The organism is Pantoea agglomerans (genome assembly GCF_021397715.1).
Taxonomy (GTDB): domain Bacteria; phylum Pseudomonadota; class Gammaproteobacteria; order Enterobacterales; family Enterobacteriaceae; genus Pantoea; species Pantoea astica.
Genome location: NZ_CP090208.1, coordinates 522,402 through 548,340 on the forward strand (window position 1 = coordinate 522,402; position 25,939 = coordinate 548,340).

The 25,939-nt window shown below is 58.6% G+C and carries 23 protein-coding genes; 11 read left to right on the top strand and 12 right to left on the bottom strand.

What is annotated here, in order from left to right:
- Positions 1 to 20: 20 nt before the first annotated feature.
- The 12 genes from LZU96_RS22265 to LZU96_RS22320 all read right to left on the bottom strand — a co-directional run bounded on the left by LZU96_RS22265 (position 21) and on the right by LZU96_RS22320 (position 10,403).
- On the bottom strand, positions 21 to 815 hold the full coding sequence (locus LZU96_RS22265) for an SIR2 family protein (protein ID WP_233988758.1): 795 nt from the start codon (positions 813 to 815) through the stop codon (positions 21 to 23).
- Entirely contained in the window at positions 812 to 1,372 is a 561-nt protein-coding gene (locus tag LZU96_RS22270) for a non-canonical purine NTP pyrophosphatase (protein WP_233988759.1), read from the bottom strand. Before LZU96_RS22270 ends, LZU96_RS22265 begins: the two co-directional genes overlap by 4 nt.
- Before the next feature lie 166 nt (positions 1,373 to 1,538).
- A complete protein-coding gene (locus tag LZU96_RS22275) occupies positions 1,539 to 2,450 on the bottom strand; it encodes an ABC transporter substrate-binding protein (protein ID WP_409520445.1) in 912 nt (303 codons plus the stop codon).
- 2 nt (positions 2,451 to 2,452) lie between these two features.
- Entirely contained in the window at positions 2,453 to 3,247 is a 795-nt protein-coding gene (locus LZU96_RS22280; RefSeq protein WP_233988761.1) for an amino acid ABC transporter ATP-binding protein, read from the bottom strand.
- On the bottom strand, positions 3,231 to 4,157 hold the full coding sequence (locus tag LZU96_RS22285; protein ID WP_233988762.1) for an amino acid ABC transporter permease: 927 nt from the start codon (positions 4,155 to 4,157) through the stop codon (positions 3,231 to 3,233). Before LZU96_RS22285 ends, LZU96_RS22280 begins: the two co-directional genes overlap by 17 nt.
- Positions 4,158 to 4,166: 9 nt before the next feature.
- A complete protein-coding gene (locus tag LZU96_RS22290; RefSeq protein ID WP_233988763.1) occupies positions 4,167 to 4,679 on the bottom strand; it encodes a GNAT family N-acetyltransferase in 513 nt (170 codons plus the stop codon).
- Positions 4,680 to 4,689: 10 nt separating this feature from the next.
- Positions 4,690 to 5,631 (bottom strand): ABC transporter substrate-binding protein, encoded by a 942-nt coding sequence (locus tag LZU96_RS22295; RefSeq protein ID WP_233988764.1) that lies wholly within the window; start codon positions 5,629 to 5,631, stop codon positions 4,690 to 4,692.
- Between the two features lie 11 nt (positions 5,632 to 5,642).
- Positions 5,643 to 6,956, bottom strand: a complete 1,314-nt coding sequence (locus LZU96_RS22300; RefSeq protein WP_233988765.1) for an LLM class flavin-dependent oxidoreductase — start codon at positions 6,954 to 6,956, stop codon at positions 5,643 to 5,645.
- 82 nt (positions 6,957 to 7,038) lie between these two features.
- Complete coding sequence (locus LZU96_RS22305) at positions 7,039 to 8,193, bottom strand: amidohydrolase (protein ID WP_233988766.1); 1,155 nt, start codon at positions 8,191 to 8,193, stop codon at positions 7,039 to 7,041.
- A 22-nt stretch (positions 8,194 to 8,215) separates the two neighbouring features.
- Positions 8,216 to 9,217: an MsnO8 family LLM class oxidoreductase gene (locus LZU96_RS22310; RefSeq protein ID WP_233988767.1), complete on the bottom strand. Its 1,002-nt coding sequence runs from the start codon at positions 9,215 to 9,217 to the stop codon at positions 8,216 to 8,218.
- Between the two features lie 461 nt (positions 9,218 to 9,678).
- Positions 9,679 to 10,098, bottom strand: a complete 420-nt coding sequence (locus LZU96_RS22315; RefSeq protein WP_233988768.1) for a helix-turn-helix domain-containing protein — start codon at positions 10,096 to 10,098, stop codon at positions 9,679 to 9,681.
- Positions 10,095 to 10,403, bottom strand: a complete 309-nt coding sequence (locus LZU96_RS22320) for a type II toxin-antitoxin system HigB family toxin (protein ID WP_233988769.1) — start codon at positions 10,401 to 10,403, stop codon at positions 10,095 to 10,097. The genes LZU96_RS22315 and LZU96_RS22320 overlap by 4 nt, the downstream gene beginning before the upstream one ends.
- 450 nt (positions 10,404 to 10,853) lie before the next feature.
- Here LZU96_RS22320 and LZU96_RS22325 point away from each other — a divergent pair, with 450 nt between their 5' ends.
- From LZU96_RS22325 to LZU96_RS22375, 11 genes are all read left to right on the top strand, one after another.
- Entirely contained in the window at positions 10,854 to 12,407 is a 1,554-nt protein-coding gene (locus tag LZU96_RS22325; protein WP_233988770.1) for a pyridoxal phosphate-dependent decarboxylase family protein, read from the top strand.
- A 10-nt stretch (positions 12,408 to 12,417) separates the two neighbouring features.
- A complete protein-coding gene (locus tag LZU96_RS22330) occupies positions 12,418 to 13,710 on the top strand; it encodes a lysine N(6)-hydroxylase/L-ornithine N(5)-oxygenase family protein (protein WP_233988771.1) in 1,293 nt (430 codons plus the stop codon).
- A gap of 1 nt (position 13,711) precedes the next feature.
- Positions 13,712 to 16,066: a GNAT family N-acetyltransferase gene (locus LZU96_RS22335; RefSeq protein WP_233988772.1), complete on the top strand. Its 2,355-nt coding sequence runs from the start codon at positions 13,712 to 13,714 to the stop codon at positions 16,064 to 16,066.
- A 99-nt stretch (positions 16,067 to 16,165) separates the two neighbouring features.
- A complete protein-coding gene (locus tag LZU96_RS22340; protein WP_233988773.1) occupies positions 16,166 to 17,401 on the top strand; it encodes an MFS transporter in 1,236 nt (411 codons plus the stop codon).
- A gap of 172 nt (positions 17,402 to 17,573) precedes the next feature.
- Entirely contained in the window at positions 17,574 to 19,208 is a 1,635-nt protein-coding gene (locus tag LZU96_RS22345) for a TIGR04028 family ABC transporter substrate-binding protein (RefSeq protein WP_233988774.1), read from the top strand.
- 13 nt (positions 19,209 to 19,221) lie between these two features.
- Positions 19,222 to 20,163 carry an ABC transporter permease gene (locus LZU96_RS22350; protein ID WP_233988775.1) on the top strand — a complete coding sequence of 314 codons (942 nt, stop codon included), beginning with the start codon at positions 19,222 to 19,224 and terminating at the stop codon, positions 20,161 to 20,163.
- Complete coding sequence (locus LZU96_RS22355) at positions 20,160 to 21,011, top strand: ABC transporter permease (protein WP_233988776.1); 852 nt, start codon at positions 20,160 to 20,162, stop codon at positions 21,009 to 21,011. The genes LZU96_RS22350 and LZU96_RS22355 overlap by 4 nt, the downstream gene beginning before the upstream one ends.
- Positions 21,008 to 22,642, top strand: coding sequence for a dipeptide ABC transporter ATP-binding protein (locus LZU96_RS22360; RefSeq protein ID WP_233988777.1), 1,635 nt, complete (start codon positions 21,008 to 21,010; stop codon positions 22,640 to 22,642). The genes LZU96_RS22355 and LZU96_RS22360 overlap by 4 nt, the downstream gene beginning before the upstream one ends.
- Positions 22,639 to 23,643 (top strand): putative FMN-dependent luciferase-like monooxygenase, encoded by a 1,005-nt coding sequence (locus LZU96_RS22365; protein WP_233988778.1) that lies wholly within the window; start codon positions 22,639 to 22,641, stop codon positions 23,641 to 23,643. Before LZU96_RS22360 ends, LZU96_RS22365 begins: the two co-directional genes overlap by 4 nt.
- A gap of 12 nt (positions 23,644 to 23,655) precedes the next feature.
- A complete protein-coding gene (locus LZU96_RS22370) occupies positions 23,656 to 24,777 on the top strand; it encodes an alkylhydroperoxidase domain protein (RefSeq protein ID WP_233988779.1) in 1,122 nt (373 codons plus the stop codon).
- A 2-nt stretch (positions 24,778 to 24,779) separates the two neighbouring features.
- The gene (locus LZU96_RS22375; protein WP_233988780.1) at positions 24,780 to 25,919 is read left to right on the top strand and encodes an amidohydrolase; all 1,140 of its coding nucleotides are present in this window, start codon (positions 24,780 to 24,782) and stop codon (positions 25,917 to 25,919) included.
- The last annotated feature ends 20 nt before the right edge of the window (positions 25,920 to 25,939 follow it).

Here is a 25,939-nt window from a genome sequence, read left to right on the forward strand (position 1 = left end):
GGGTGAAACCGCGTCGCCGGTTACACCTGAAGCTCCTCAAGAAAATCGGCCAGCGCTTTGCGCGGGTCATCCTCTTCCGAGACGATCATCTCGATGCCCCACTGCCCCAGTACCTCTTTTGCCACCGGATTATTGCGGTTGGTAAACAGATAGGACTTGGGACGCGCGGTGGCCAGCCCGGTACGGCCCCACATTTTCGTCAGGCGGTAGAACAGCAGACGAATATTAAAATCGCTGATGCTGTAGCCAACAAACAGCACCGAATTGCCCATCACGTCATGGGTCAGTTTGATGTCGAGCGGTGAATCAAAATAGAGCCGTTCAAAGTAGCTGCTTTCATCGAGCACGATAGAGGTATCGTCATCGAAATCACCGTGCAGCTTGATGATGTGGCGCTTATCTTCGGTCAGCGACACCAGGTCGGCGGCATTGGCCACTTTGTAGTAGGGAACGCCATGCGCATCGTGCGCCGCTTCCAGCCAGCGATCGTAATTGGTGGTGTAGATACGCGAGAAGTTGCCCTGGGTAATCATGGTGTGAATTTCTGACGTCCGGACATCAATATCCGGGCGGTGCCATTCGCGATCCATCCAGCTGCGCAGCGGGCCGAGTGACCCTTTCTTCTGTTTGTAATATTCCGCCAGCGACAGGTGGGTACCGTAGGTATTGAAGATTTTAGGATCGTAGCCCAGCTCATTGGCGAGATGGGCAATCAGCTCATGCCACTCCGGCAGGCCAAGGTTGCGTGAGATGCCCGCACCGGCAAACAGAATCAGCTTACCAGAGTCATAGGCACGTTTAAGTTCTGGTTTCATGCAACACTCCGGGCCGTTTTCAAAAAGGTGGCGAAGCGATCGAGCGCGATGCGCCGCATGGAGATCTCATTCTTGAGCTCGCCCATTTCGGCGAAGGTCTGATCGTAGCCTTCCGGGATAAAGACGCAGTCCCACTGAAAGCCGCGGGTACCGGCAGGCTCGGCGGCGATGGTGCCGCGCAGTTCACCTGAAAACTGGTACATCTTGCGGCCATCACAGTAGCCGAGTACGGTTTTTGCCGTCACGGCCTGGCTGTCGAGTCCCTGAACCAGGGCAGTAAAGCGTTCTGCATCCAGCCGGTTCCAGAAAATGCGGGTCAGCCCGGCAGGCAGGCCATTGAGGCCGTCGAGATAGAGTCCGGTATGCTCGACGAAGAGCGGTCGCCCAATCAGTGAAAAGGCTTTGGTCAGTTTATCGCGCACCAGATCGAGTTCATTTTCAGTCTGGATCTCTTCGATGCGACGGGAGATGGGCAACACTTCGACTCCGACAGGTTCGAGGATTTTGCGCACCTCCGCCAGCTTTTGCTCATTGGCAGAAAGGAATCTGATTTTCATGGGGCTTCCAGGTTAATTGCTCCGCCGCGCGCTGAATCGACAGGCGGGCAGGATAGATCACTAACGCTGGAGAGTGTAGCGCAATTCCGGGGTCGATCGCCGTGACAACGGTTCTGTGGCGTGGAAGGTAACGCTGAATAAACGGCGCCGAAGCGCCTGAGAGGCATCAGTACTGAATGCCAGGAGGATTGACCGTGGAGTGGGCAATGGCTTCATCCTGTTCACCCCAGCGCGTCAGCACCTGCTGATACTGCCCGCCGCGAATGGCACCATCGATGGCGGCCTGCAGGGCCGGAGCCAGCCCATTGCCCTTTTTGGTGGTGACCGCCACCCAGGCGCGAAACGGCCCGCTGCCGACCAGCTTTGTCTGGCCGCGTGACGCCACTTTCCAGGCTGCCATCGAGTGCGGACCGAACATCGCATCGGCCCGTCCCGACAGCAGCGAAAGCGTGGCTGAGGCGTCATCGGTCAGATAGATCGGCGTCACCGCAGGCAGCCCTTTCGCCTGGTTTTGCTCATCCCAGCTCAGCAGGATACGCTCCTGATTGGTGCCGGAGGCCACGATGATGCGCTTACCGGCGATGTCAGCGGGCGCGTTGATCGTGGTGATTTTGCTGTCACTTTTCACCGAAAAGGCGTGGTTATCGGCGCGATAGGTGGCGAAATCAAACTTCTTTTTACGCTCTTCGGTCACCGCGATATTGAACATCGCCACATCGTAACGGCCCGCGCTAATGCCGAGCGGCCAGTCTTCCCACGAAGCGGGCACCAGCTTCAGCTTTAATCCCAGACTGTCGGCCAGCAGCCGGGCAATGTCGGGATCGCTGCCAATGCGTGAGACATTATCCGACCCCAGCAGCGACAGCGGTGGTGAGTTGGTGGCGGAAGTCGCCACCGTCAGGGTTCCCGGTTCAATAAAAGCAAAGCTGGCCGGAATTTTAGCGATCGCCGCCGGATTGGCGGGCGCATGAATCGGCGTCTCATTTTGCCGGGTATCACGCTGTTCAGCGGCGGAAACCCCCAGCGGCGACAGCAGCGACAAAAGTAGCAATGACAGAGGGGTCAGCTTCATCGTCATCCTCACAGTACGCGCGCCAGGAAGCGTCGGGTTCGCTCATGACGCGGATTGTTCAGCACCTGCGTGGTGCTGCCCTGCTCAACGATCCGACCATCGACCATAAACACCACGTTATCCGCCACTTCGCGGGCAAAGCCGATCTCGTGAGTGACGATCACCAGCGTGGTGCCGGAACGCGCCAGCTTCTTAATCACGTCGAGCACCTCGCCGACCAGTTCCGGATCGAGCGCCGAGGTCGGTTCATCAAACAGCATCACCCGGGGATTGAGCATCAGGGCGCGGGCGATGGCGATACGCTGCTGCTGACCGCCCGACAGATGGCGCGGCCAGGCGTCAGCTTTATGCCGCAGGCCAACAATATCCAGCAGTTCACCGGCGCGCTGTATCGCTGCCGCTTTGGTGAGCTGGCGATGGGCAATCGGTGCCTCAATCAGGTTGTCCAGCACGCTGAGGTGCGGGAACAGATTGAAATTCTGAAACACATAGCCGACGTTGATGCGCTGACGCAGGATCGCCTGCTCTTTCAGTTCATAGAGCTTATCGCCGCGTTGCTGATAGCCTATGTAATCGCCATCGATCTGGATAAACCCTTCATCTACCCGCTCCAGATGGTTGATGGTGCGCAACAGCGTTGATTTGCCGGAGCCGGAAGGGCCGAGGATCACCGTCACCGATCCCGGCGCCAGCGACAAAGAAACCCCATCCAGCGCTTTATGTTTGCCAAAACTTTTACTGACGCCGGTAATGCTGATGGCACCGGTGGTGTGTGATGTGCGGTAATCAATGGCTTCGGACATGGCTGATCTCCTCGGTTGGATTAAGCGGCGTAACGCGGTTGCGCCACTGCCGCCAGCGCGACGGCTGCGGCTCACGGGTCACGCTGCGGGCCAGCCAGCGTTCAACGCTGTGCTGAATCACCGACAGTACGGTGGTAATAATCAGATACCAGGCGGCACCGACCATCAGCAGCGGGATCACTTCCTGGTTGCGGTTGTAGATCATCTGGATGGTGTAAAACAGCTCCGGCATCGCCAGCACGTAAACCATCGCCGTGCCCTTCGCCAGGCTGATGATTTCGTTAAAGGCGGTGGGAATGATGGCGCGTAACGCCTGCGGCAGAATGATGCGGAAGGTGCGACGGGTTGCCGACAGCCCCAGCGCGGAGGCGGCCTCAACCTGGCCATGATCCACACCCAGAATCCCGCCGCGAATGATCTCCGCGCTGTAAGCCGCCTGCACCAGCGTTAAGCCAATCACCGCCGCCGGAAACTGTCCCAGCACATTGATGGTCTGAAACGCTCCCCACGACAGCGTGGTAAAGGGGACCCCGATCGACAGGGTGTCGTAGAGATAAGAGAAGTTGTACAGGATGATCAGCACGACGATCAGCGGCAGCGAGCGGAACAGCCAGATATATCCCCAGGCCAGACTGCTCAGCAGCCATGACGATGAGAGGCGGGCCAGCGCCAGCAGGCCGCCAAAAATCAGGCTGAATACCGTGCCGAGCAGCGTCAGCAGCAGCGTCTGCCCCAGCCCATGCAGGATCACCGGGTCGAAGAACCAGCGGGCAAATACGCCCCATTCCCAGCGCGGATTAAACGCGACCGACTGAATGACGCCAGCCAGAATAAACAGGGCGACGATCGCGCCAAGGGTGCGGGCCGGATAACGCGCGGGCACCACCTGCAGATGTTGATGCTTGCTCATGATCTCTCCTTAACTCGCCTGTGCAACGTCCTGCACGCCGATCACTTTAATAAAACGCAGTCGGCCATCGTGTGGCGGCGCTCCGTAGCGTTCGAGATCGCCGCTGAGATCAAACTGCGGCTGATAGCCGTGGCCGGTATAAAGCCGTACCGCCTCCGGCTGACGAAAACCGGTAGTAAGAAACAGCCGCTGATAGCCCGCCCGCAGCGCACGCCGCTCCAGCTCCTGCAACACCACCAGCGCCAGCCCCTGACGCCGCAAATCACTGCGGGTCCAGATGCGTTTCAGCTCCGCAGTCTGCGGGTCATAAGGTTTGTAAGCACCCATCGCGATGATCTCGCCGTCGCGCTCCAGCACGATGAATAATCCCTGCGGCGGCAGATACCACTCGGTGAGCTCCTGCTCCTTATGGCGGGCAAAATAGTCGCCGTAACGGGCGGCGTATTCACCGAACAGGCCGGTCAGAATCGGTTGCAGTTCCGGGGCTTCCGGCGAAACTTCACGAAATATGGCTTCACTCATCGTCTGCTCCTTAATCGCCCAGTCCGGCCGGGTTAATTTCGGAACGATCAATGCGCTCCACGCCTTCGCCCCAGCGGTTCAGCACCTGCTGGTAATCGCCGTTTTTCATCACGCCGTTGAGCGCGGTACTGATCGGTTCAGCCAGGCCGCTGCCTTTTTTCACCGTTACCGCAATGTGTGCCGCTTTTGGCCAGCCGCCATCGACACTGCCCACCAGCCGGGTTTTGCCATTAAGCGCCGCTTTCCATGCGCCAATCACGTTAGGGCCGAACCAGGCGTCGGCCCGGCCGGCCTGCAGCGCCAGCGTCTGGGCGGCATCATCTTTGGTATAGATCGGGGTAAATGCTTTCAGCCCTTTCGCCTGGTTCTCTTTATCCCACGCCAGCAGGATCGCTTCCTGATTGGTGCCGGAGCCGACGATGAGGCGTAGTCCGGCAATATCTTCGGCTTTGGTCAGTGATTTAATCGGGCTGCTGGTTTTGACGTAGAAACCGAGAGAATCTTTGCGGTAGGTGGCGAAATCGAACTTCTCTTTACGATCTTTGGTGACGGTGATGTTAGAGATCGCCGCGTCATATTTGCCGGAGGCGACGCCCAGCGGCCAGTCCTCCCAGGAGGTCGGCACAATGTTGAGCTTCAGGCCGAGGCTGTCAGCCACCAGGCGGGCGATATCGACTTCGCTGCCGAGCAAGGTTTTGTTGTCATCAGAGAAGACCGTCAGCGGCGGGGAGTTTTGCGCCGCGACCGCCACGGTAAATGAACCCGGCACCGCAAAGCGATGTCCGGCCGGCAACTGCGCGACCGCCTGCGGATTTTTCACGCTGTGAATCGGCGCTTTGTTGGCGTCGAGGCTGACCCGCTGGCCGTTGTAGGCCACGCTGGTGCCGTCTGCCAGGGCGCTGCCGCTGGCGGCAAGCATAATCAGGGCGATGAGTTTTTTATTTTTTTGCATAGCACAGGCTCTTATTGTGAGGTGAACTGATTTACCGGCGGCTTCAGGTCGAAACTGTCGCGCAGGGTTTTCCCTGGATAGTCGCGGCGGCTCAGGCCGCGCGCCTGCAAAATCGGCACTACGCGGTCAACAAAGCGCTCAAAGGTATCTGGCGTGCCGCCATTGATGATGAAGCCATCGGTGGCCGCGGTTTCAAACCAAAGTTGCAGGCCATCTGCCACCTGCTCGGGCGTGCCGTGGAACAGCGGACGAGGCGTTGCGGCTTCCAGCGCAGCCTGCCGCAGCGTATGGCCGTGCTCGCGCGCTTTGCGTTTGATCTCATCAGTGGTGCTGCGGAAACTGTTCTGCCCGATATCACCAAGGTCGGGAAAGGGCTGATCCAGCGGATACCGGGAAAAGTCGTGATGGTCGAAGAAGCGGCCAAGGTAGTTGAGTGCATCATTAATCGATACCAGCGCCGCGGTGGTCTGGTACTGACGCTCAACGTCTTCCGCATCATCGCCAACAATCACGCTCACGCCCTGAAAGATGTGCAGATCCTCTGGCTGACGGCCATTCGCCACCAGCTGCTGTTTAACATCACGGTAAAAGGCCTGTGCCTCTTCACGCGTTGGCTGGTGGGTGAAAATGGCATCGGCATGGCGGGCGGCCAGCTTTTTGCCGTCTTCTGAAGCACCGGCCTGGAAGATAATCGGACGGCCCTGCGGGGTGCGCGAGATGTTAAGCGGGCCCTGCACCTGAAAGAAATCACCGTGATGATTCAGCGTATGCAGCTTCGCCGGATCGAAAAACTGGCCGCTCTGCTTGTCGCGCACAAAGGCGTCCGGCTCCCATGAATCCCACAATCCTTTCACCACCTGCAGGTATTCGTCGGCGATGCGATAGCGCAGCGCGTGCTCCGGATGCTGCTGACGCGAGAAGTTTTTAGCCGAGCCTTCCAGCGGCGAAGTCACCACGTTCCAGCCGGCACGGCCACCGCTGAGATGATCGAGGCTGGCAAACTGACGCGCCACGGTGAAGGGTTCGCTGTAGGAGGTTGAAACGGTACCGACCAGCCCAAGATGTTCTGTCACACCCGCCAGCGCCGACAGCAGCGTCAGGGGTTCGAAGCGGTTGAGAAAGTGTGGGATCGACTTTTCATTGATGTATAAGCCGTCGGCGACGAACAGAAAATCGAGCTTGCCCTGCTCCGCTTTGCGGGCAATTTTTCGGGCGTAATCGAAGCTGATGCTGGCATCGGCCTGGGCAGCCGGATGACGCCAGGCGGACATGTTTCCCGAGGCGCCGTGCAGCATAGTGCCCAGCCGAAGTTGTCTTGTGCTCATGATGTTCTCTCTTTTTTTAGTCAAAGCGGTGCCTGAACGGCGGTCATGACGACCGCCGCAGTGGGATATCAGCAGATAACAATCAGGTCAGAATGGCTTCCCGACATCGCGCGTTAAGCTGTTGCAACGCCTGTTGGGCCAGTTGCGCAAAGTAGTCCGCCGCGGGGGCGATCAGCGCTTCATCGGGGTTAAAGCTGGCGTGGTGCAGGCCATAATCGCTGGCGCTGCCGATGCTGACGAAGACGCCAGGCACCTGTTGTAAATAGAAGGCGAAATCTTCGCCCAGCAGATGCAGTCCGGCGGGCTGCACCCGGTAGCCGAGCTGTTGCGCCACGTCACTGCTGAACTGCGCCCAGTCGGGATCGTTGACCAGCACCGGCGGACCCGGATGCCAGCTCAGCGTCGCCTCTGCGCCACTGGCCTGGGCAAAGTTTTCCACCAGCGTGCGCACCCGCTGTTCCAGCTCGGCCCGCAGCTGGAGATCGTGTGTACGGGCTGTGCCGCCAAACTCCACGCCGCCGGGCAGTACATTCCAGGTTTTCCCGCCGTCAATCCGGGTAATGCTCATGACCAGACTGTCGAGCGCGCTGAAGCTGCGGCTGGTGAGACCCTGTAAGGCCTGAATGATCTGGCTGGCGACCACGATGCTGTCGACGCCCTGTTCCGGGTGCGCGGCATGAGCGCCTTTACCGGTGACGCGAATAATAAATTTATCGGTGTTGGCGTAGAACGCGCCGCTGCGGGTGGCGAAGGTGCCGACCGGTAACGCTGGTTCATTGTGCATACCAAAAATGGCCTGCACCTCATCCAGCACGCCTGCGGCGATAAATTGCCGTGCGCCACGGGCGATCTCTTCGGCGGGCTGGAACAGAATGCGTACCCGTCCCGCCAGTTGCGGCTCACTGGCTTTAAGCTGGAGCGCCGCGCCTAACATCACCGCGCTGTGCAGATCGTGGCCGCAGGCGTGCATCACGCCGGGATGACGTGAATGAAAGCGTACGCCACTCGCCTCGTGAATCGGCAGGGCATCAATATCCGCCCGCAGTGCGATCACCGCATCACCCTGTCCAATCTCCGCCACGACGCCGGTTTCAAGCGGATAATCAGACAGCCGGATACCGGCTTCCTGCAGCCAGCGACGCAGCCGTTCCGTGGTGGCAAACTCCTGGCCCGACAGCTCCGGCCAGGTATGCAGCTCGCGCCGCCATTCGATCAGTTGTGATGCATTCGGCTTCATGATGACTCTCCGCTCAGGGCGATCAGGCTGCGACCAGATGATGCGTGGCCAGCAATGCCAGCGAATGGTGGCGTGCGACTGGCTCGGCGATCGGCGTATCAATAATAAACTCGTCGATACCAAAGTTATGATGCAGGGCATCGAGCTGGGCATGGACCTGTGCTGCGGTCCCTTTCAGCAACGATGGTGTGCGCGGCTCTATCTGATAATCACGGTAGCCGCCCTGACGTACATAACGTTCGGCCTGTTCCAGGCTGGCGACATTCACGCCCGGACCATCTTTCACCGACACATGATAATGGCGAAGCGAAGAGACCAGCAGATCCGCGCCGGCGGGTGAATCGGCCACCACCACCTGAACCGCCACCAGCGCCCGCTGGCCGTTGCTCAGGCGTGAATAGGTGCTGAGCACCTGCTCAAGTAACTGGCGATCACCATTCAGATGGGCGGCGAACACCAGCTGCCAGCCGAGACTCGCGGCCAGTCGGGCGCTTTCTTCACTGGCACCCAGCAGGAAACGGTTCACTGGCCGTGGCGGCAACGGTGTGGCCTGTAGCCGTTCATCGTCATCGTGACTGTTGCGGTCGGGTTGCAGCCAGTTATCCAGCAGTTGCAGCTGCTCGGCAAAACTGCCCTTCTCTGACGGCTGCACGCCCAGCTGAAGCGCACGGGTCGAAAGCGGTAATCCGCCCGGCGCTTTGCCGATGCCTAAATCGACGCGGCCCGGTGCCAGTGACGCCAGCAGATTGAAATTTTCCGCCACCTTGTAGGGACTGTAATGCTGAAGCATCACCCCGCCCGATCCGACGCGAATATGTCGGGTCTGGGCAATGATCCAGGCAATTAACAGTTCCGGTGACGGACTGGCCAGCTGCGCGGTGTTGTGATGTTCCGCCAGCCAGAAGCGGTGATAACCCCACTCCTCCGCCTGCTGCGCCAGTTGCAGCGTGCGCTGCAGCGCGGCGGCAGGCGATTCCCCCTCTGCAACGGGCGCTTTGTCTAACAGACTTAATCGATATGCCATTCACCTGATCCTTATTATTCCGGTTGCTGACCAGTGTGCGGCGGCTGTGTTATCAGGTAAAACATCATATTGTTTTATGGTTTTTTAATTTATTCATATCGGAAGAGATAGAGGCGAGTTAAATAATAATGAACTTTTAAAACATGGAGTTACATTTAATGATGGCGAGAATTTAAATGACGGGGGCTGTTTCGGGCTTAATCCAGATTAATCGGGAATGGTTTGCAGAAAAGCGTATTAAGCCCTCATCAGCTGAGGAGAAAGTTAATTTAGCCGCAAATATGAAGATCAGCAGAAATGTAGCTGTCAGAAAAGAGGCAGAAAAATGCCTGGCCGATCCGGGCTCTTAATCACCACGGCAGCTGAGCGTGCAGATATTTAATATTGCCTGCTTACCCGTTCGCGTGGTGGATGAGTGCGCCAGAGGAATTAAGCAGGTAATACGGCATGTTCAGCCCGATCTACGCCTTGCCATTAAAGGCTTCGAACGGCAGATTAAACCGCGCTGCCAGACGCGCTTTATGTTTATCCGTTAAGGATCGTTGACCACGCAGAATACGGCTCACGTAAGAGCGCTGGCCAATTTCTTCAGTAAACGAGGATTGATTAAGGCCATACTGATCCATCAGTACTCGCAGTAACGCAACGCCCTGCGGCATTTTTGCAATGCGGGCGTTAAACTCAGCGAATTCAGGTGCATTATCTTCGTAACGGGCCACTTTATCAGCCAGCATATCAATTAGCGGGCTATCAGGTTGATGCTCTACCAGATACTCCACCAATTCCAGTGCCTGTTCATAATCCTTTTTCTGAGTGCTCCCTCCTAAAAAAGGAATAATTTCAATCAGTTGGTTGGTAGCCTGAATAGCTTCGGTAATCATTCTTTCTGCTCCCGATACTTCTTTATAAGCCTGTCGTATTCCGGATGCGTAACGATATGCTTGATGAAAATTTTGCTTCGCTCAAAATCAACGAAAAACATTATCCTCAGGTTATTACCGCCTGCATCAATTACCCACCATTTCTCCCGATATTTCATCCGGTCCAGGCTGGGAAATCGCTTTTTTAATGCGTCTGGCGACCTAAAATTTTCGCCTTTTAACACCAGATATATGGCATCCAATGCAGTGGCGTCGTTTGGAAACTCTGCTGCTTCCCTGAATGGCTCCCTTGAGATAACGTGCATGCTTCCCTCGCCTGTCCGGACTCAGTAAGCAGCGTATCGCATTTTCACTAAGTTTCCAACAAGGAAACATAGGGGTTAAATCATCGCAGCTGAGCCTGCCATTCTGCTTTCGCCATCCTTCATCTGATCTCTACCGCCACCGCAATAAAGGTGATATCAATCACATTTTCCATATTAGAAACATTTACAAATAAATTCCCACAACAAAAAGATTGAATGATAATGATTGACATTTACAATCTTGGCATAACAAAAAACAGCGATATACGCTGATTAAACCACAAATAAACTACGGAATTTCACATTTTACAGGCAAAAGTGCTATCCCGCGCTGCTGGCAGGGTTTTTGTCTGGTTAGTTAACGTAATGTTTACTGGAGCTTTTGAGCTGATGCCCACACTGACGGTTTTATGCCGGCAGCGTCAATTGGTTACAGCACAGGAACTCAACATGGTCTTACGCTCATCTGTTCAATCGGTACCTGACTCGTCTGATTTGCCTCCCGTCAGCGGTCCCGAAGCGTCACTGTTTAACGATCGGCAACTGGCAGCCTGGTCCCGGCAGACGCAGGAAGTGCTGACGCTGATGACCCGTACCCTCAGTCAGGTGGAAAAACCGTTCAGCGGTATTCTGCCCCATGAACTGGCTGCGGAATTTAGCGGCGTCAATCTGGATCAGCCCCTCGGCAATAACGACGCCGCGCTGGCGGAGCTGAACCAGCTCTATCTGCGCGACGCCGTCTGGTTTCACCACCCGAAATATCTGGCACACCTCAACTGTCCGGTTGTGCTTCCCTCACTGATGGCTGAGCAGATTATGGCGGCGGTCAACAGTTCGGTGGATACCTGGGACCAGAGCGCAGGCGGCACGCTGATTGAGCAAAAGGTGATTGACTGGACGCTGGCACGAATCGGCCTGCCCGCCGGGTCGGATGGCATTTTTACCAGTGGCGGAACCCAGTCCAATCTGATGGCGATGCTGCTGGCTCGCGATAGCTGGTGCGCTGCCCATCATGCCGGTCATTTGATCAAGCAGCGCGGTCTGCCTGAGAACGCCGCCCGATGGCGGGTATTGACCTCAAAACTGAGCCACTTCAGCATTCAGAAATCGATGGCGATTCTGGGGCTGGGCTATGACGCCGTCATTCCGGTCGATCACGATGCGCACTACCGGATGGATGCCCGACGGCTGGAACAGGAAATAGCCCGCTGTCACGCTGAAGGATTGATTCCGATTGCCGTAGTGGCGACCAGCGGCACCACAGATTTCGGCAGTATCGATCCGCTGAAAGACGTGGCGCAAATCTGCCAGCGTTATGGTCTGTGGATGCACGTTGATGCCGCCTACGGCTGTGGTCTGCTGGTTTCCGAACAGCATCGCGCCCGCCTGGGTGGCATTGAGCTGGCGGACTCCGTGACCGTGGATTATCACAAGTCATTCTTCCAGACGGTGAGCTGCGGCGCGTTTTTCGTACGCGACAGTCAGAATCTGAAACATGTCACCCACCACGCCGACTATCTCAATCCGCTCAGCGCCCAGCAGGAAGGCACGCCCAACCTGGTCAATAAAAGTATTCAGACCACCCGCCGCTTCGATGCGCTGAAAATGTGGCTGACGCTGCGCGTGATGGGACCGGCGGCGCTGGGCGAGGCTTTCGATAGCCTGCTGCGGCTGACCCAAACCGCCCATCGCTTGCTAAGCGCACATCCGGCAATCGAGGTGCTGCACGCGCCGGAGCTGACTACGCAGATCTTTCGTTATCTGCCCAGAGCGGGCATCAGCGATAGCCAGCTTGATGAGGTCAACGCCGCCATCCGTAAAGCGCTGTTCCGCTCCGGCAATGCGGTGATTGCCGGTACCAAAGTTGACGGCCGGCAATACCTGAAATTCACCCTGCTTAACCCCACCACTACCGCCGCCGATATTGAAGACGTTATCGGCCTGATTGCGCACTATGGCCGTGAACATCTGCGGGCATCGGCGCTGAATGCGGCTAATCAGTGAGAGCGCCAACATGAATAACACCATTTATGATTTTATCGGTATTGGCATCGGCCCGTTTAACCTGAGCCTGGCGTGCCTGAGTGAGCCGGTTGAGGGACTGAATGGACTGTTCCTTGATGAGAATCCGGGGTTTGACTGGCACACCGGCATGATGCTGGAAAGCGCCCATCTGCAGACGCCGTTTATGGCGGATCTGGTCACGCTGGCCGATCCTACCAGTCCCTACAGCCTGCTTAACTATATGAAGCAAAAGGGCAAGATCTACTCGTTTTACATCCGCGAGGACTTCTTCCTGATGCGCAAAGAGTATAACCAGTACTGCCAGTGGGCCAGCACGAAACTCAGTAATCTGCGCTGGAACAGTCACGTTGATGATGTCCGCTACGATGAGGCGAGCGGTGCCTACCGTCTCAGCGTGACCGATACCGTCAGCGGCAAGACGCAGCAGTGGCTGGCGCGCCATCTGATCCTTGGCACCGGCCCTACCGCCTGGATGCCGGAATGCAGCGCGCCGCATCGCGCGCGCCTGACCCACTCCAGCGAATATCTGCGTAACAAAGCCAGGTTACAGAACCAGCGTTCGATCACCGTGTTAGGCAGCGGGCAGAGCGCAGCGGAAATTTACTACGATCTGCTGGGTGACATTGACCGCTTCGGCTATCAGCTTAACTGGATCACCCGCGCGCCGCGTTTCTACCCGCTGGAATACACCAAGCTGACGCTGGAGATGACCTCGCCCGAATGGGTCGATTATTTCCACAACCTGCCGGCTGAACGACGCGATGAACTGAACGCCAACCATAAAAACCTCTACAAAGGGATCAACAGCAGCCTGATCAACGATATCTACGATCTGATGTATATCAAGCAGCTGGACGGCGATCTCAACGTCAATCTGTTCACGCACGCCGCCCTGACCGACATGCGCTGGCTGCCGCAGGGAGAATTTGAACTGACGCTGCATCAGGAGGAGCAGGACGCAACTTTTACCCGTCGGACCGAAGGGCTGGTGATGGCGACCGGCTATCACTATCGCCCTCCGATGTTTCTGGAAGGGATTACTCAGCGGCTGCGCTGGGATAGCAAGGGTCGCTACGATGTGCAACGCAACTACAGCATCGATTATCACAACCAAATCTTTGTTCAGAACGCGGAGCTGCATACCCACGGTTTCGTCACCCCCGATCTCGGCATGGCCTGCTACCGCAACTCGGTGTTACTGCGCGAACTGACCGGACGGGAAATCTATCCGGTTGAACGTCAAATCGCCTTCCAGACCTTCCCGGCACAATCGGAGCGTTGATATGTCCTCACCTGTTCTTTTTAGCGCGCCACGTCCGGCGGGCAACTTCAGCCTCAGGCCGCTTGATGCCACAGATATCCCGCTGATCCATCAGTGGGTAAGCGGCGATTACGCGCGCTTCTGGGGAATGCAGCAGCAGCGTCCTGAGCAGGTTGCGGCGTTCTACCAGACGCTGACGGCAGCCGATCCCCATGCGGCGCTGATCGGCTGCTGTGATGAGCGGCCAGTCTGTTTGATCGAATGCTATCGCGCCTGTGACGACGAGGTCGGCAAATACTATCCCGCCGCGCCGGATGATTACGGGATGCACATTCTGATTGCACCCGCCACCCAGCCGATCAAGGCCTTTAGCTGGCAGGTTTTCACCCTGGTGATGGACTACCTGTTCAGCCGGCCAGAGGTGGGTCGGGTGGTGGTTGAGCCGGATGTGCGCAACGAGAAAATCCACCGTCTCAACCGGCGTGCCGGCTTCCGCTACCAGCACACCATCGATATGGGTCACAAAACCGCCTGGCTGGCGTTTTGCCAGCGTGAAGATTATCAACACGCTCTACTGCAGGAGTCGCAGACTATGAACACCACACCATCATTACTCAATGGCGCGCATCTGGCGGGCGACAACTGGGCGCGGGCTAACCGTTTGCTGATCCGTAAAGCGATTGCAGAATTTGCCCATGAAAAAATCATCGCCCCGGCTGAAACCGGTCCGGGCAACTACACGCTGGCGGTGCCGGGCGGCGAGGCGGTTTATCAATTCCAGGCGTCCCGGCTGGCGCTGGATCACTGGGAGATCGAGGCGGATTCGCTGAGCAAACAGGAGAATGGACGTCCGCTGCCGCTGGATGCCTTGCAGTTCATCGTGGAGTTCAACGCGCAGATCGGCATCACCCAGGCGCTGCTGGCGACCTATATGGAAGAGATCAGCAGCACGCTGTGCAGCAGCGTCTATAAGCTGCAAAAGAACAATCCCGACAGTCAGGCGCTGGTCAAAGCGGATTTTCAGACGGTGGAAGCGGCGATGACTGAAGGGCATCCCTGCTTTGTTGCCAACAATGGCCGTATCGGCTTTGACGCCCGCGACTATCTGGCGTATGCCCCCGAAGCAGCGGCACCGATCACGCTGATCTGGGTGGCGGTACACCAGCGCAATGCGCACTTCTCCAGCCTGAGCAACCTGAGTTACCAGCAACTGATGCGCGATGAGCTGGGTGAGGAAACGGTTGACCGTTTTCATCAGCAACTGATCGGCAAAGGGCTGGCGGCTGAAGCGTATATTCTGATGCCGGTTCACCCCTGGCAGTGGCAGAACAAGCTGCTGACGGTGTTTGCCGCTGACATCGCCAGCAACGATATTGTCTATCTCGGCGAGGGTGACGATCGTTACCAGGCACAGCAGTCTATTCGTACCTTCTTCAACCGCAGCCAGCCGACAAAACGCTACGTCAAAACGGCCCTGTCGGTGCTTAACATGGGCTTTATGCGCGGTCTGTCGCCCTATTACATGTCGACGACGCCCGCCATCAATCAGTGGCTGGAAACGCTGGTGGCTGACGACGCGTGGCTGCAGGCGTGTGACTTCCGCATCCTGCGCGAAGTGGCGGCGGTCGGTTATCACAACCGCTACTACGAACAGGCGATCACAGGCGACTCGGCTTACAAAAAGATGTTTGCCGCCCTGTGGCGCGATAATCCGGTGACCAGCCTCAGGCCCGGCCAGCGGCTGATGACGATGGCTTCCTTCCTGCACATCGATCAGCATCAGCAGCCCCTGCTGCCGGCGCTGATCGCCGACTCCGGTATAGCGGCGAAGCCGTGGATCGATCGCTATCTGCGCTGCTATCTCAGCCCGCTGCTGCACTGTTTTTATCAGCACGATCTGGTCTTCATGCCCCACGGCGAGAACCTGATTATGCTGCTGGAAAACAACGTGCCGGTCAGCGCTTATATGAAGGATATCGGCGAGGAGATTGCGGTGATGAATCCGGATGCGGTACTGCCGGATAAGGTGCAGCGGCTGGCGGTGGACGTGCCGGAAAATCTCAAACTGCTGTCGATCTTCACCGACGTGTTTGACTGCATTTTCCGCTTTATCAGCGCGGTTCTGCATCAATCCGGCACGCTGGCGGAAGACGATTTCTGGCAGGCGGTGGCGCAGTGCGTTAAAGATTACCAGCAGGCGCATCCGCATCTGGCCGATAAGTTTGAGCGCTACGATATGTTTGCTCCGGCGTTTACCCGCTCCTGCCTGAACCGTCTGCAGCTGGCGAATAATCAGCAGATGATTAACCTCGCCGATCCGGCCGAAAACCTTAAATTTGCCGGTACGCTGGATAACCCGATTGCCCGCTGGCGCTGATCGTCTGCAGGCAGACTGACGTCCGATTAGGTGACGCGGTCACTTTGGTGGCCGCGTCATTTTTTTATCAGCAATGTTCATTTCAGGACGCTTTTCGTTATGGCTTTATTACCCTCGGTTTCTCTCCGGATGCGCCGCCATCTTATCTTTCCGCTGTCGCTGGTGTTGTTTGAATTTGCCACCTATATCGCCCATGACATGATCCAGCCGGGGATGCTGCTGGTGACCCAGGAGTTTGGGGTCGGCCCGCAATGGGTCTCCGCCTCGCTCACCGCCTACCTCATCGGCGGCATGACGCTGCAGTGGTTGCTGGGTCCCCTTTCCGACCGCTTCGGACGGCGTCCGGTGATGCTCAGCGGGGCGGCCTTTTTTATGCTCACCTGCCTGGCAACCCACTGGGTAGAGAGCATTGAGCAGTTTGTCCTGCTGCGTTTTCTGCAGGGCTTCAGCCTCTGTTTTATTGGCGCGGTGGGTTACGCCGCCGTGCAGGAAGCCTTCAGCGAAGCGGTCAGCGTGAAGATCATGGCGTTAATGGCGAATGTGGCGCTGCTGGCACCGCTGGCGGGTCCCCTGGCGGGCGCCGCGTTTCTGTCAGTGGGTGACTGGCGCGCGCTGTTCGGGGTATTTGCCGCCCTGACCGCGCTGGCGCTGGCAGGCCTGTGGTATGCCATGCCGGAAACTTCAGATAAGCCGGCAGCGCCGCTGTCGCTGGCGTCGATCGGCAAAGGCTACCTTGCGCTGTTACGGGATCGTCAGGTGATGCGCGGCTCGCTGGCAATTGGTCTGGTCAGCCTGCCCTGTCTGGCGTGGGTGGCGCTGTCGCCGGTGATTTTGATTCATGATGCCGGACTGAGCCGGTTCGACTATGCCCTGCTGCAACTGCCGGTTTTCGCGGCGATGATTGCCGGAAATCTGACGCTGAGCCGCCTCACCAGCCGCCTGCCGATTGCGCAACCGCTGCGGCTGGGTGCCTGGCCAGTGGTCGGTGGGCTGGCAATTGCCCTGTTTGCCAGCCTGATTAGCCCGCAGAGTTATGGCTGGCTGACGGCCGGGCTCAGCCTTTACGGCTTCGGCACCGGGCTGGTCAGCGCCGGGCTTTACCGCCTGACGCTCTTTTCCAGCCACGCCGGAAAAGGCAGCGTGGCGGCTATGCTGGGGATGGTGAGTATCCTGGTGATTGCGCTGGGGATAGAAGCGGCGAAAACTGCCTGGTTCAGCGGCGGCAGCCGGGGTTTCAGTCTGGTGAACCTTAGCTGTGGCCTGCTGTGGCTGGGGCTGTTGTCCGGTTTTTTACGTGAAAATCAGCGCCGCCAGGCGCTGCTGAGTGCGGAGTAACCCTCGTCCTGCCCGCGCGCCGGGCGGGCGTTCATCCTGCTGAGCCTGCTGCCCGCTATCAGGTATTTATTTTTTTCAGATAAGCTTGGACCAATTCATTAGTTCATCTGCGTGTGGCGCCATTCGATGATGATTCCGTCTGTTGAGATAATTGATAACAAAGGAATTCATCATGAAGACGTTTTTTCACCGTGCGCCACCTTTACGTGCGCTGGTTTTGACTTTACTTGCCGGGAGTATTGCCGTAAACGCCGTCGCCGCACCGGTCAAAGGCGGAACGCTGATTTATCTGGAGCAGCAGGCACATACTAATCTCTATCCGCCGGCCGGCGGCTTTTATCCTAATGGCGGTATTCTGAATCAGATTACCGACAAGCTAACCTGGCAGAACCCCGAAACCCTGCAGGTGGAACCCTGGATTGCCGAGAGCTGGACCACCAACGCCGACAAAACGCAGTACACCTTTAAACTCCGTCCCGGCGTGATCTTCTCCGATGGCACACCGTTAGATGCCAATGCAGTGGCGAAAAACTTCGATACCTACGGGCTGGGAAACAAAGCCCTGCGGCTGCCGGTGTCAGAGGTGATCAATAATTATGATCACAGCGAGGTCATCGATCCGCTGACGGTAAAATTCTATTTTAAAAAGCCGTCACCGGGATTCCTGCAGGGCACGGCGACTATCGGCTCCGGGCTGGTTTCACTCAGCACGCTGGCGCGCAGCTTCGATCAGCTGGGTGATGCCCGCCATATCATTGGTTCGGGTCCCTTCGTGGTCAGCGATGAGAAGCTGGGGCGCGAAGTCGATCTGGTGGCGCGTAAAGATTATCAGTGGGGACCGAAAAGCAGCCCGCAACAGGGCCCGGCCAATCTGGACGGCATTAAAGTACTGGTTACCCCGGAAGATAGCGTGCGCATCGGCGCGCTGCTGGCCGGTCAGGCCGATCTGATCCGTCAGGTACAGGCCTATGATGAGAAACAGGCCAGCGATCAGAAGTTCCCGATCTATGCGGCGCCGACCCGTGGCGTCAACGACAGCCTGAGCTTCCGCCCGGACAATCCGCTGGTAAGCGATATCCGCGTCCGTCAGGCGTTGCTGCATGCCACCAACGCGAAACAGGTGGTGGATACGCTGTTCTCACCCAATTACCCGCAGGCTAGGTCGGTCGTGGCCTCTACGGCGGCCGGTTACGTCGATCTGTCAGACAAACTGACCTTTGACCAGGCGAAAGCCAAAGCGCTGCTGGATCAGGCGGGCTGGCAGCCGGGTGCCGATGGTATTCGGCAGAAAGCGGGTCAGCGGCTGGCGCTTACTGTATATGAATCGTTACCGCAGCCACAGAACAAAGAGGTACTGCAGCTGGTGGCGCAGCAGTGGCGTCAGGTTGGCGTTGCCCTGACGGTGAAAGCCGGCGATGCCGGCAGTAAAACGCTGGATAATCTCGATCCCCTCAAAACCCCGCTTAACGTCACCGAAGTGGGCCGCGCCGATCCGGATGTGATCAAGAGCAGTTTCTATCCCGCTAACCGCGACAACCTGCTGCAAAAAGGCGGTTCCAGCGACAAGGTGAAAAACTTCCGCGACGATCGGCTTAATCAGCTGCTGGTGGCTATCTCAGCCGAGGTCGATCCGGCTAAACGGCTGCAGCTGACTGGCGACGTGCAGCGTTATCTGCTCGATCAGGCCTACGTTATCCCGATTTTCGAAGAGCCGCAGGTCTTTGCCGGTGCGCCCTGGCTGAAAGGGGTGAAGTTTGAAGCGGTAGGCCGTCCGGCGCTGTATGGCGCCTGGCTGGAAAAACATTAAACCGGAGTCTGTGATGCGCCATTACTTGTTGCATCGGGCTGGGCTGGGGCTGCTGGTTCTGTGGGCCGCATTCAGCCTCTCTTTCGTGCTGTTGCAGGTGCTGCCCGGCGATGCAGTGCTGATTAAGTTTCAGAATCCCGATCTCGGCCTCAGTCCGCAGCAGATTGCAGAGATGCGTCAGGCTTATGGCGCTGACAATCCGCTGTGGCAGCAATATCTGCATACGCTGGCCGCCATGCTGCACGGTGACTTTGGTTATTCGGTTCAGGCTGGCGTGCCGGTGAGCCAGCTGATCATCAGTAACCTGCCGGGCACCCTGCGCCTGGCGCTGTGCGGATTTTTGCTGGCCGCGCTGCTGGCGTTTGCGCTGGCCGCGCTCTGCCGCCTGCCCGCGCTACGCAGCCTGCGCAATCTGCTGCAATCGCTGCCGGCACTGTTTATCTCGGTTCCCACCTTCTGGCTGGGGATCGCCTTAATACAGCTGTTCTCTTTCCAGCTGCGCTGGATACCGGTGATCAATCCCTCGCCGTGGCAGGGACTGATTCTGCCGATTATCACCGTGGCCATCCCGATCTCCGCGCCGCTGGCGCAGATTCTGCTGCGCAGTATTGATGAGGTTTCAACCCGTCCGTTTGTGGCGGTGGCACGGGCCAAAGGCGCCAGCGAAAGCGACGTGCTGTGGCGGCACGTATTGCGCAACGCTCTGCTGCCGGTGCTGACCGTGGCGGGCCTGCTGCTGGGTGAACTGATCGCCGGGGCGCTGATTACCGAGACGGTATTTGGTCTGGGCGGGCTCGGCCAGCTGACCCAGCAGGCGGTTAACAATCAGGATGTCGCGGTGCTGCAGGCGGTGGTGGTGATTTCGGCGCTGGGCTTTGTGGTGATTAACCTGGCGGTGGATTTGCTGATGCCGCTGCTCGACCCGCGCTTACAACTGTTAAAGGGGACACCATGAGTCTGGTTGATTATGCCGCGGCGCGGCTTCCGGCACGGTCCGGAAAAAGCCACCCTCCCCTGCAGCCTGGTTTGTGGCTGGCAGGTCTGGTGATGCTACTGGCTTTGCTGGCGGCGCTGTTTCCTGGCCTGTTTACCGATGCCAGTCCGGTCGAGGGCATCGCTGGCGCGCAACGGCTGGCACCACAGGCGGGCCACTGGCTCGGTACCGACCAGCTGGGACGTGACCTGTTTGCCCGCATCGTTTACGGCGCGTCGCACTCGCTCTCCGCAGCGTTTATCGCGGTCACCATCGGGCTGGTGGCGGGTACCGCCCTGGGCTTGATCGCCGGTGCCACCGGCGGCAAAACGGAATCGGTGCTGATGCGTGCCGTTGATGTGCTGCTGGCGATTCCGGCGCTGTTACTCTCGCTGAGTCTGTTAATTCTGCTCGGTTTCGGCACGCTGAACGCGGCGCTGGCCGTGGGGATTGCGTCGATCGCCAGTTTCGCCCGGCTGGCGCGCGCTGAAGTGGTGCGCATTCGTCACAGTGAATATATCGAAGCCGCGTATGGCAGCGGCGGCCGTTTTTTCACCGTGCTGTGGCGTCACATTCTGCCGAATGCGCTGAGCCCGGTCATCGCCTATGCCGCATTACAGTTTGGTCAGGCGATTCTGGCACTCTCGACCCTGAGCTTCCTCGGTTACGGCACGCCGCCGCCGATTCCGGAGTGGGGATTGCTGATTGCCGAAGGCCGTAATTATCTGGCCACCGCCTGGTGGCTGACCACCTTTCCTGGCGTGGTGGTGGTAGCGGTGGTACTCGCCGCGAACCGCATCAGCCAGCAGCTTGCAGGAGAACGCCGATGAGCAGGCAACCGTTACTGGCGGTCGATCAGCTGACGCTGAGTTATCGCAGCGGCAATCTATGGCAACCGGTGGTGCATAACGTCAGTTTTGAAATTAACCCCGGAGAGATGGTAGCGCTGGTGGGCGAATCGGGTTCCGGCAAAACCACTACCGCTCAGGCAATTATCGGTCTGATGGCGGACAATGCCCGGCGCGACCACGGCGAAATCCGGCTTAACGGCGTGGATATCAGTCAGTGGTCGCAAAAACGTTACGATTCGCTGCGTGGTGCCCGCATCAGTCTGGTGCCTCAGGACCCCGGTAATTCACTCAATCCGGTGAAGACCATCGGTGAGCAGGTGGCTGAGATCCTGCGGCTGCACCTGAAAATCGGCGCGGCGCAACGTCAGCAACGGGTGATTGAGTTGCTGACACGCGTCGGACTGAGCCATCCGGAGCAGCGTGTTCACCAGTATCCGCATCACCTGTCAGGAGGCATGAAGCAGCGGGTACTGATCGCCATTGCGCTGGCGCTGCAACCCGAACTGATCATTGCGGATGAGCCGACCAGCGCGCTGGATGTGACCGTTCAGAAGCGCATTCTCGATCTGCTGGATCAGTTGCGGCGTGAGTCGGGCACCGCGGTGCTGTTTGTGACCCACGATCTGGCGCTGGCGGCCCAGCGGGCTGACCGCATTATGGTGTTCCGCCACGGTGAAATTCAGGAATCCGCGCCGTCAGCCAGACTGATCGACGCCCCGGCGCATCCTTATACCCGCCAGTTGCTGCATGACGCGGCCCCGCAGCGGCGAACCCGCACGCCGCCACAACGTTCCTCTTTTGCTGCTCCTGCTATTCAGGCCACCGCGATCGCCAAAAGTTTTGCGCTCGGTAAACAGCAGCGGTTACAGGCGCTGGATCAGGTCAGCTTTCAGGTGGCTCGCGGCACAACTCATGCGCTGGTCGGTGAATCCGGTTCGGGCAAAACCACGCTGGCGCGCATCGTGATGGGATTTGAAACGGCAGACCGCGGCACGGTTTCGCTGGATGGGCGGATCGTCAGCGGACTTCGCGGCGAAGCGCTGCGGCAGCTGCGGCGTAAAATCCAGTTCGTCTATCAGAATCCCTTTGCTTCGCTCGATCCGCGTCAGACGCTGTATGAGATCATCGAGGAGCCGTTACGTAATTTTGAACGTCTGAGCCGGGAAGTACGACGGCAGCGGGTTGAAGCGGTAACCACCCGAGTGGCGCTGCCGCTGGCAATGTTAACGCGTCGGCCACACCAGCTTTCTGGTGGTCAGCGTCAACGGATCGCGCTGGCGCGTGCGCTGATCACCGAGCCGGATATTCTGGTACTGGATGAAGCGACTTCCGCGCTTGATGTCACCGTGCAGGCGCAGATCCTTGATCTGCTACAGCAACTCCAGGCAGAGTCCGGGCTCACCTATCTGTTCATCACCCATGATTTAGCCACGGTGCGGCAGATCGCTGACAGCGTGACGGTGTTGAAAGCGGGAGAAGTGGCTGAGCAAGGTGACGTTGTCACGATATTTTCTGCGCCCCGCCATCCTTACACACGCGAACTGATCGCCGCCATTCCGCCCCTTATTCCCCTGAACACGCTTTCCCAGAAAACTAAGGAGTCAGCATGACCCGTCGCCTCGGCTTTTTTACCCGACTGCTGGATAAGGTGCCGGCCGGACAGCGTTACCGGCTGGCAACCGAACAGATTCAGCACGCGGAGCGATGTGGCTTTGATAATGCCTGGGTCGCGCAGCACCATTTTCATCAGGGTGAGGGCGGCCTGCCTTCACCGCTGCTGTTTCTGGCGCACGTTGCCGCGCTCACCCGTCGCATCCGGCTCGGTACGGCCATTATTACCCTGCCGATGGAGAATGCGCTGCGGGTAGCGGAAGATGCCGCCGTGCTGGATAAGCTGGCGGAAGGACGGCTGGAGATCGGGCTGGGATCGGGTGGCACGCCCTCTTCGTTTCAGTCATTTGGTCAGCGTTTTGAGGCACGCGGCACGGTGTTTGCTGAACATCTGCATACGCTGCTCAGCGCCTGGCGTGGTGACTCGCTCGGTCATCCGGATAACCATCTCTATCCGGCTGCGGCGCAACTGGCCAATCGCGTCTGGATCGCCACCTTTTCGGTGGAAGGTGCCGTGCGTGCCGCCCAGGGCGGCCACGGTCTGATGCTCTCCCGCACCCAGCCGCGTCCGGCCGATCAACCGGCGTTGCCGCTTGATGCCTTGCAGAATCCGCTGATCGACGCCTATCTGGCTGCGCTACCGGCGGGCGTAACGCCCCGCATTCTCGCCTCACGGACCGCTTTTGTTGCCGACTCGACCGCCTATGCGCGCCAGATTGCTGAGCCGGGCATTCGCCAGCAGGCGCAACAGTATCAGGCTGCCGGACATCGGTTACGTGGCGAACGGTTTGACGATCTGCTGGCGCAGTTTGATGCGCACGTAGGTGACGTTGCTGCGGTGCAACAGTCGCTGGCGCAGGACAGCACGCTGTCGCGCGTTACTGATATCTCTTTCCAGGTGCACTCCGTTGAGCCGTCGCACGCGGACACGCTGCGCTCGATCGAACTGATTGCCGACCATCTTGCGCCAGCGCTTCGTGCGGCTGGCGAATCTCGCTAACAGGAGCACGTTATGACTCAACCTGACGATCTGCTAAACGCACTGGCCGATATCGATCCCGATTCTGATCTGGCCCGCGCGCGCCAGGTCCGCCACGCTGCGACCCAACATACCCAGGGCAGTTATGCGCTGCTCTTCAGCCAGCAGGATGAGGACTTTCCGCTGCCTGACCGGCTGACACTGGCCGCGCAGCTGGCGGAATGGCACGCCCAGCCAGGCTTACAGGCGCACTATTTACAACAGCGATCATTGCAGCCGGATCGGCCAGCTGGCGGTGCATCTGAGCGCGATCGGGCCGCCGACGCGTTTGCCCATCGCCTGACCTTTGAACCGGTCAGCGCGGCACCGGCACACATTGCCGAGTTGCAGCAGGCGGGCTGGAGTCCGCGCGGTATTGTCACGCTGGCGCAGCTGGTGGCGTTTATCAGTTTCCAGAGCCGGTTGCTGGCGGGTCTGCGGGCCTTGCAGGGCGATGCAGCTCAGGGTGAAACCGCATCGGTGGTGGCCGGACACTGGCACGACGCGCCGCTCACCGCCAGCGGCAACACGGCCGTCACCGCCTTTACCCAGCGAGAACTGGGCTGGGAGCCCTGGCTGGCGGCGAAACCGCTGGCGGAGTTTAGTGCGGATGAGCAGGCCACACTGGCTAAGTTTGGTCATAGCGACTCCGATTATTTCCGCCTGCTGGCGCGCAACCTGCCGCTGCTGGAACAGCGCACCCTGACCGATAAAGGCATTTTTTACACCGCGGGCGGCCTGCCTCGTGCAGAGCGTGAACTGGCGGCAACGGTGGTGAGTAAGGTTAACGGCTGTATCTATTGCGCTTCGGTCCATGCGCGCAAAGCCAGTCAGCTGTCAAAGCAGGATGAGGCGATTCAGAAGCTGCTGAACGTGGCGCCGGGGACGGTGTTATCTCACGGACAAAGCCCGCGCTGGCAGGCGCTGATCGCTTTTTCAGCGGCGTTATCCGTTACGCCTTCTCAGCTGACGCAACAGCATATTGATGCGCTGCTGGAACAGGGGCTGGACACGCTGGCCCTGCTCGATCTGATTCAGTCGACCGCCTTTTTTGCCTGGGCGAATCGGCTGATGCTGACGCTGGGTGAACCTTTTCTGCCGCAACAACAGGGATAATCATGACATTGCTTTCAACTGACCAACTGGTGCAGTGGCGTCGCGAACTGCATCAGCATCCGGAATTATCCAGTCACGAATTTGCCACCACCGAACGTATCACCCGCTGGCTGGGCCAGGCGGGCATCCGTCTGCTGCCGCTGGGACTGAAAACCGGCGTCGTGGCGGAATTGGGCGACGGACCGGCGCTGATCGCGCTGCGGGCCGATATTGATGCGCTGCCGATTGAAGAAGCCACTGACCGCCCGTGGCGTTCACAGCAACCGGGCGTGATGCACGCCTGCGGACACGATCTGCATACCTCGGTGATGCTGGGCGTCGCCCTGCAACTGAAACAGCGTGAAGCTACGCTGCCTGGCCGGGTGAGGATTCTGTTTCAGCCCGCAGAAGAGACTTTTACCGGCGCGCGTCAGCTGATCGACGCCGGTGCGCTGGAGGGCGTGCAGGCGATTTTTGGTCTGCACAATGCGCCGGATCTGCCGCTGGGTACGCTGCAGACCCGGCCGGGCGCGTTCTACGCCAACGTAGATCGCTTTGTGATCCGGGTTAAAGGCAAAGGCGCACACGCCGCGCGGCCCCAGGAAGGCATCGATTCTATTGTGATTGCCAGCCACATCGTCACCGCTTTGCAGACGCTACCGAGCCGGGTGTTCAGTTCGCTGGAAACGGTCGTGGTAAGCGTGACGCGCTTTACCGCCGGTAACACCTGGAATGTTCTGCCAGAGAGCGTGGAGCTGGAGGGCACGGTACGGACCCATAATGGTGAGATACGGGCGCAGATCCCGCACCGGATGACCGCGCTGATTCAGGGGATCGCCGCCGGCTTTGGTGCCACCGCCGAACTGGAGTGGATTGAAGGGCCGCCTGCGTTAATCAATACGCCAGCCTGGGCCGATGTGGCGCTGGAACTGGCGCAGGAAACGGGCTATCTGGCCCAGCGGGCTGCAGCGCCACAAATGGGCGGCGAAGATTTTGCCTTCTATCTTCAACAGGTGCCCGGCGCCTTTGTCAGCATCGGTAGCGCCAGCAAATTTGGTCTGCATCATGCGGGCTTCGATCCTGATGAAGCGCTGATCGAACCCGCGGTGAATTACTTCACTCACCTCGCCCCCCGCGCTCTGCAGATTGTGGCGGCACAATGACCAAAAGAAGGAATCTGCTT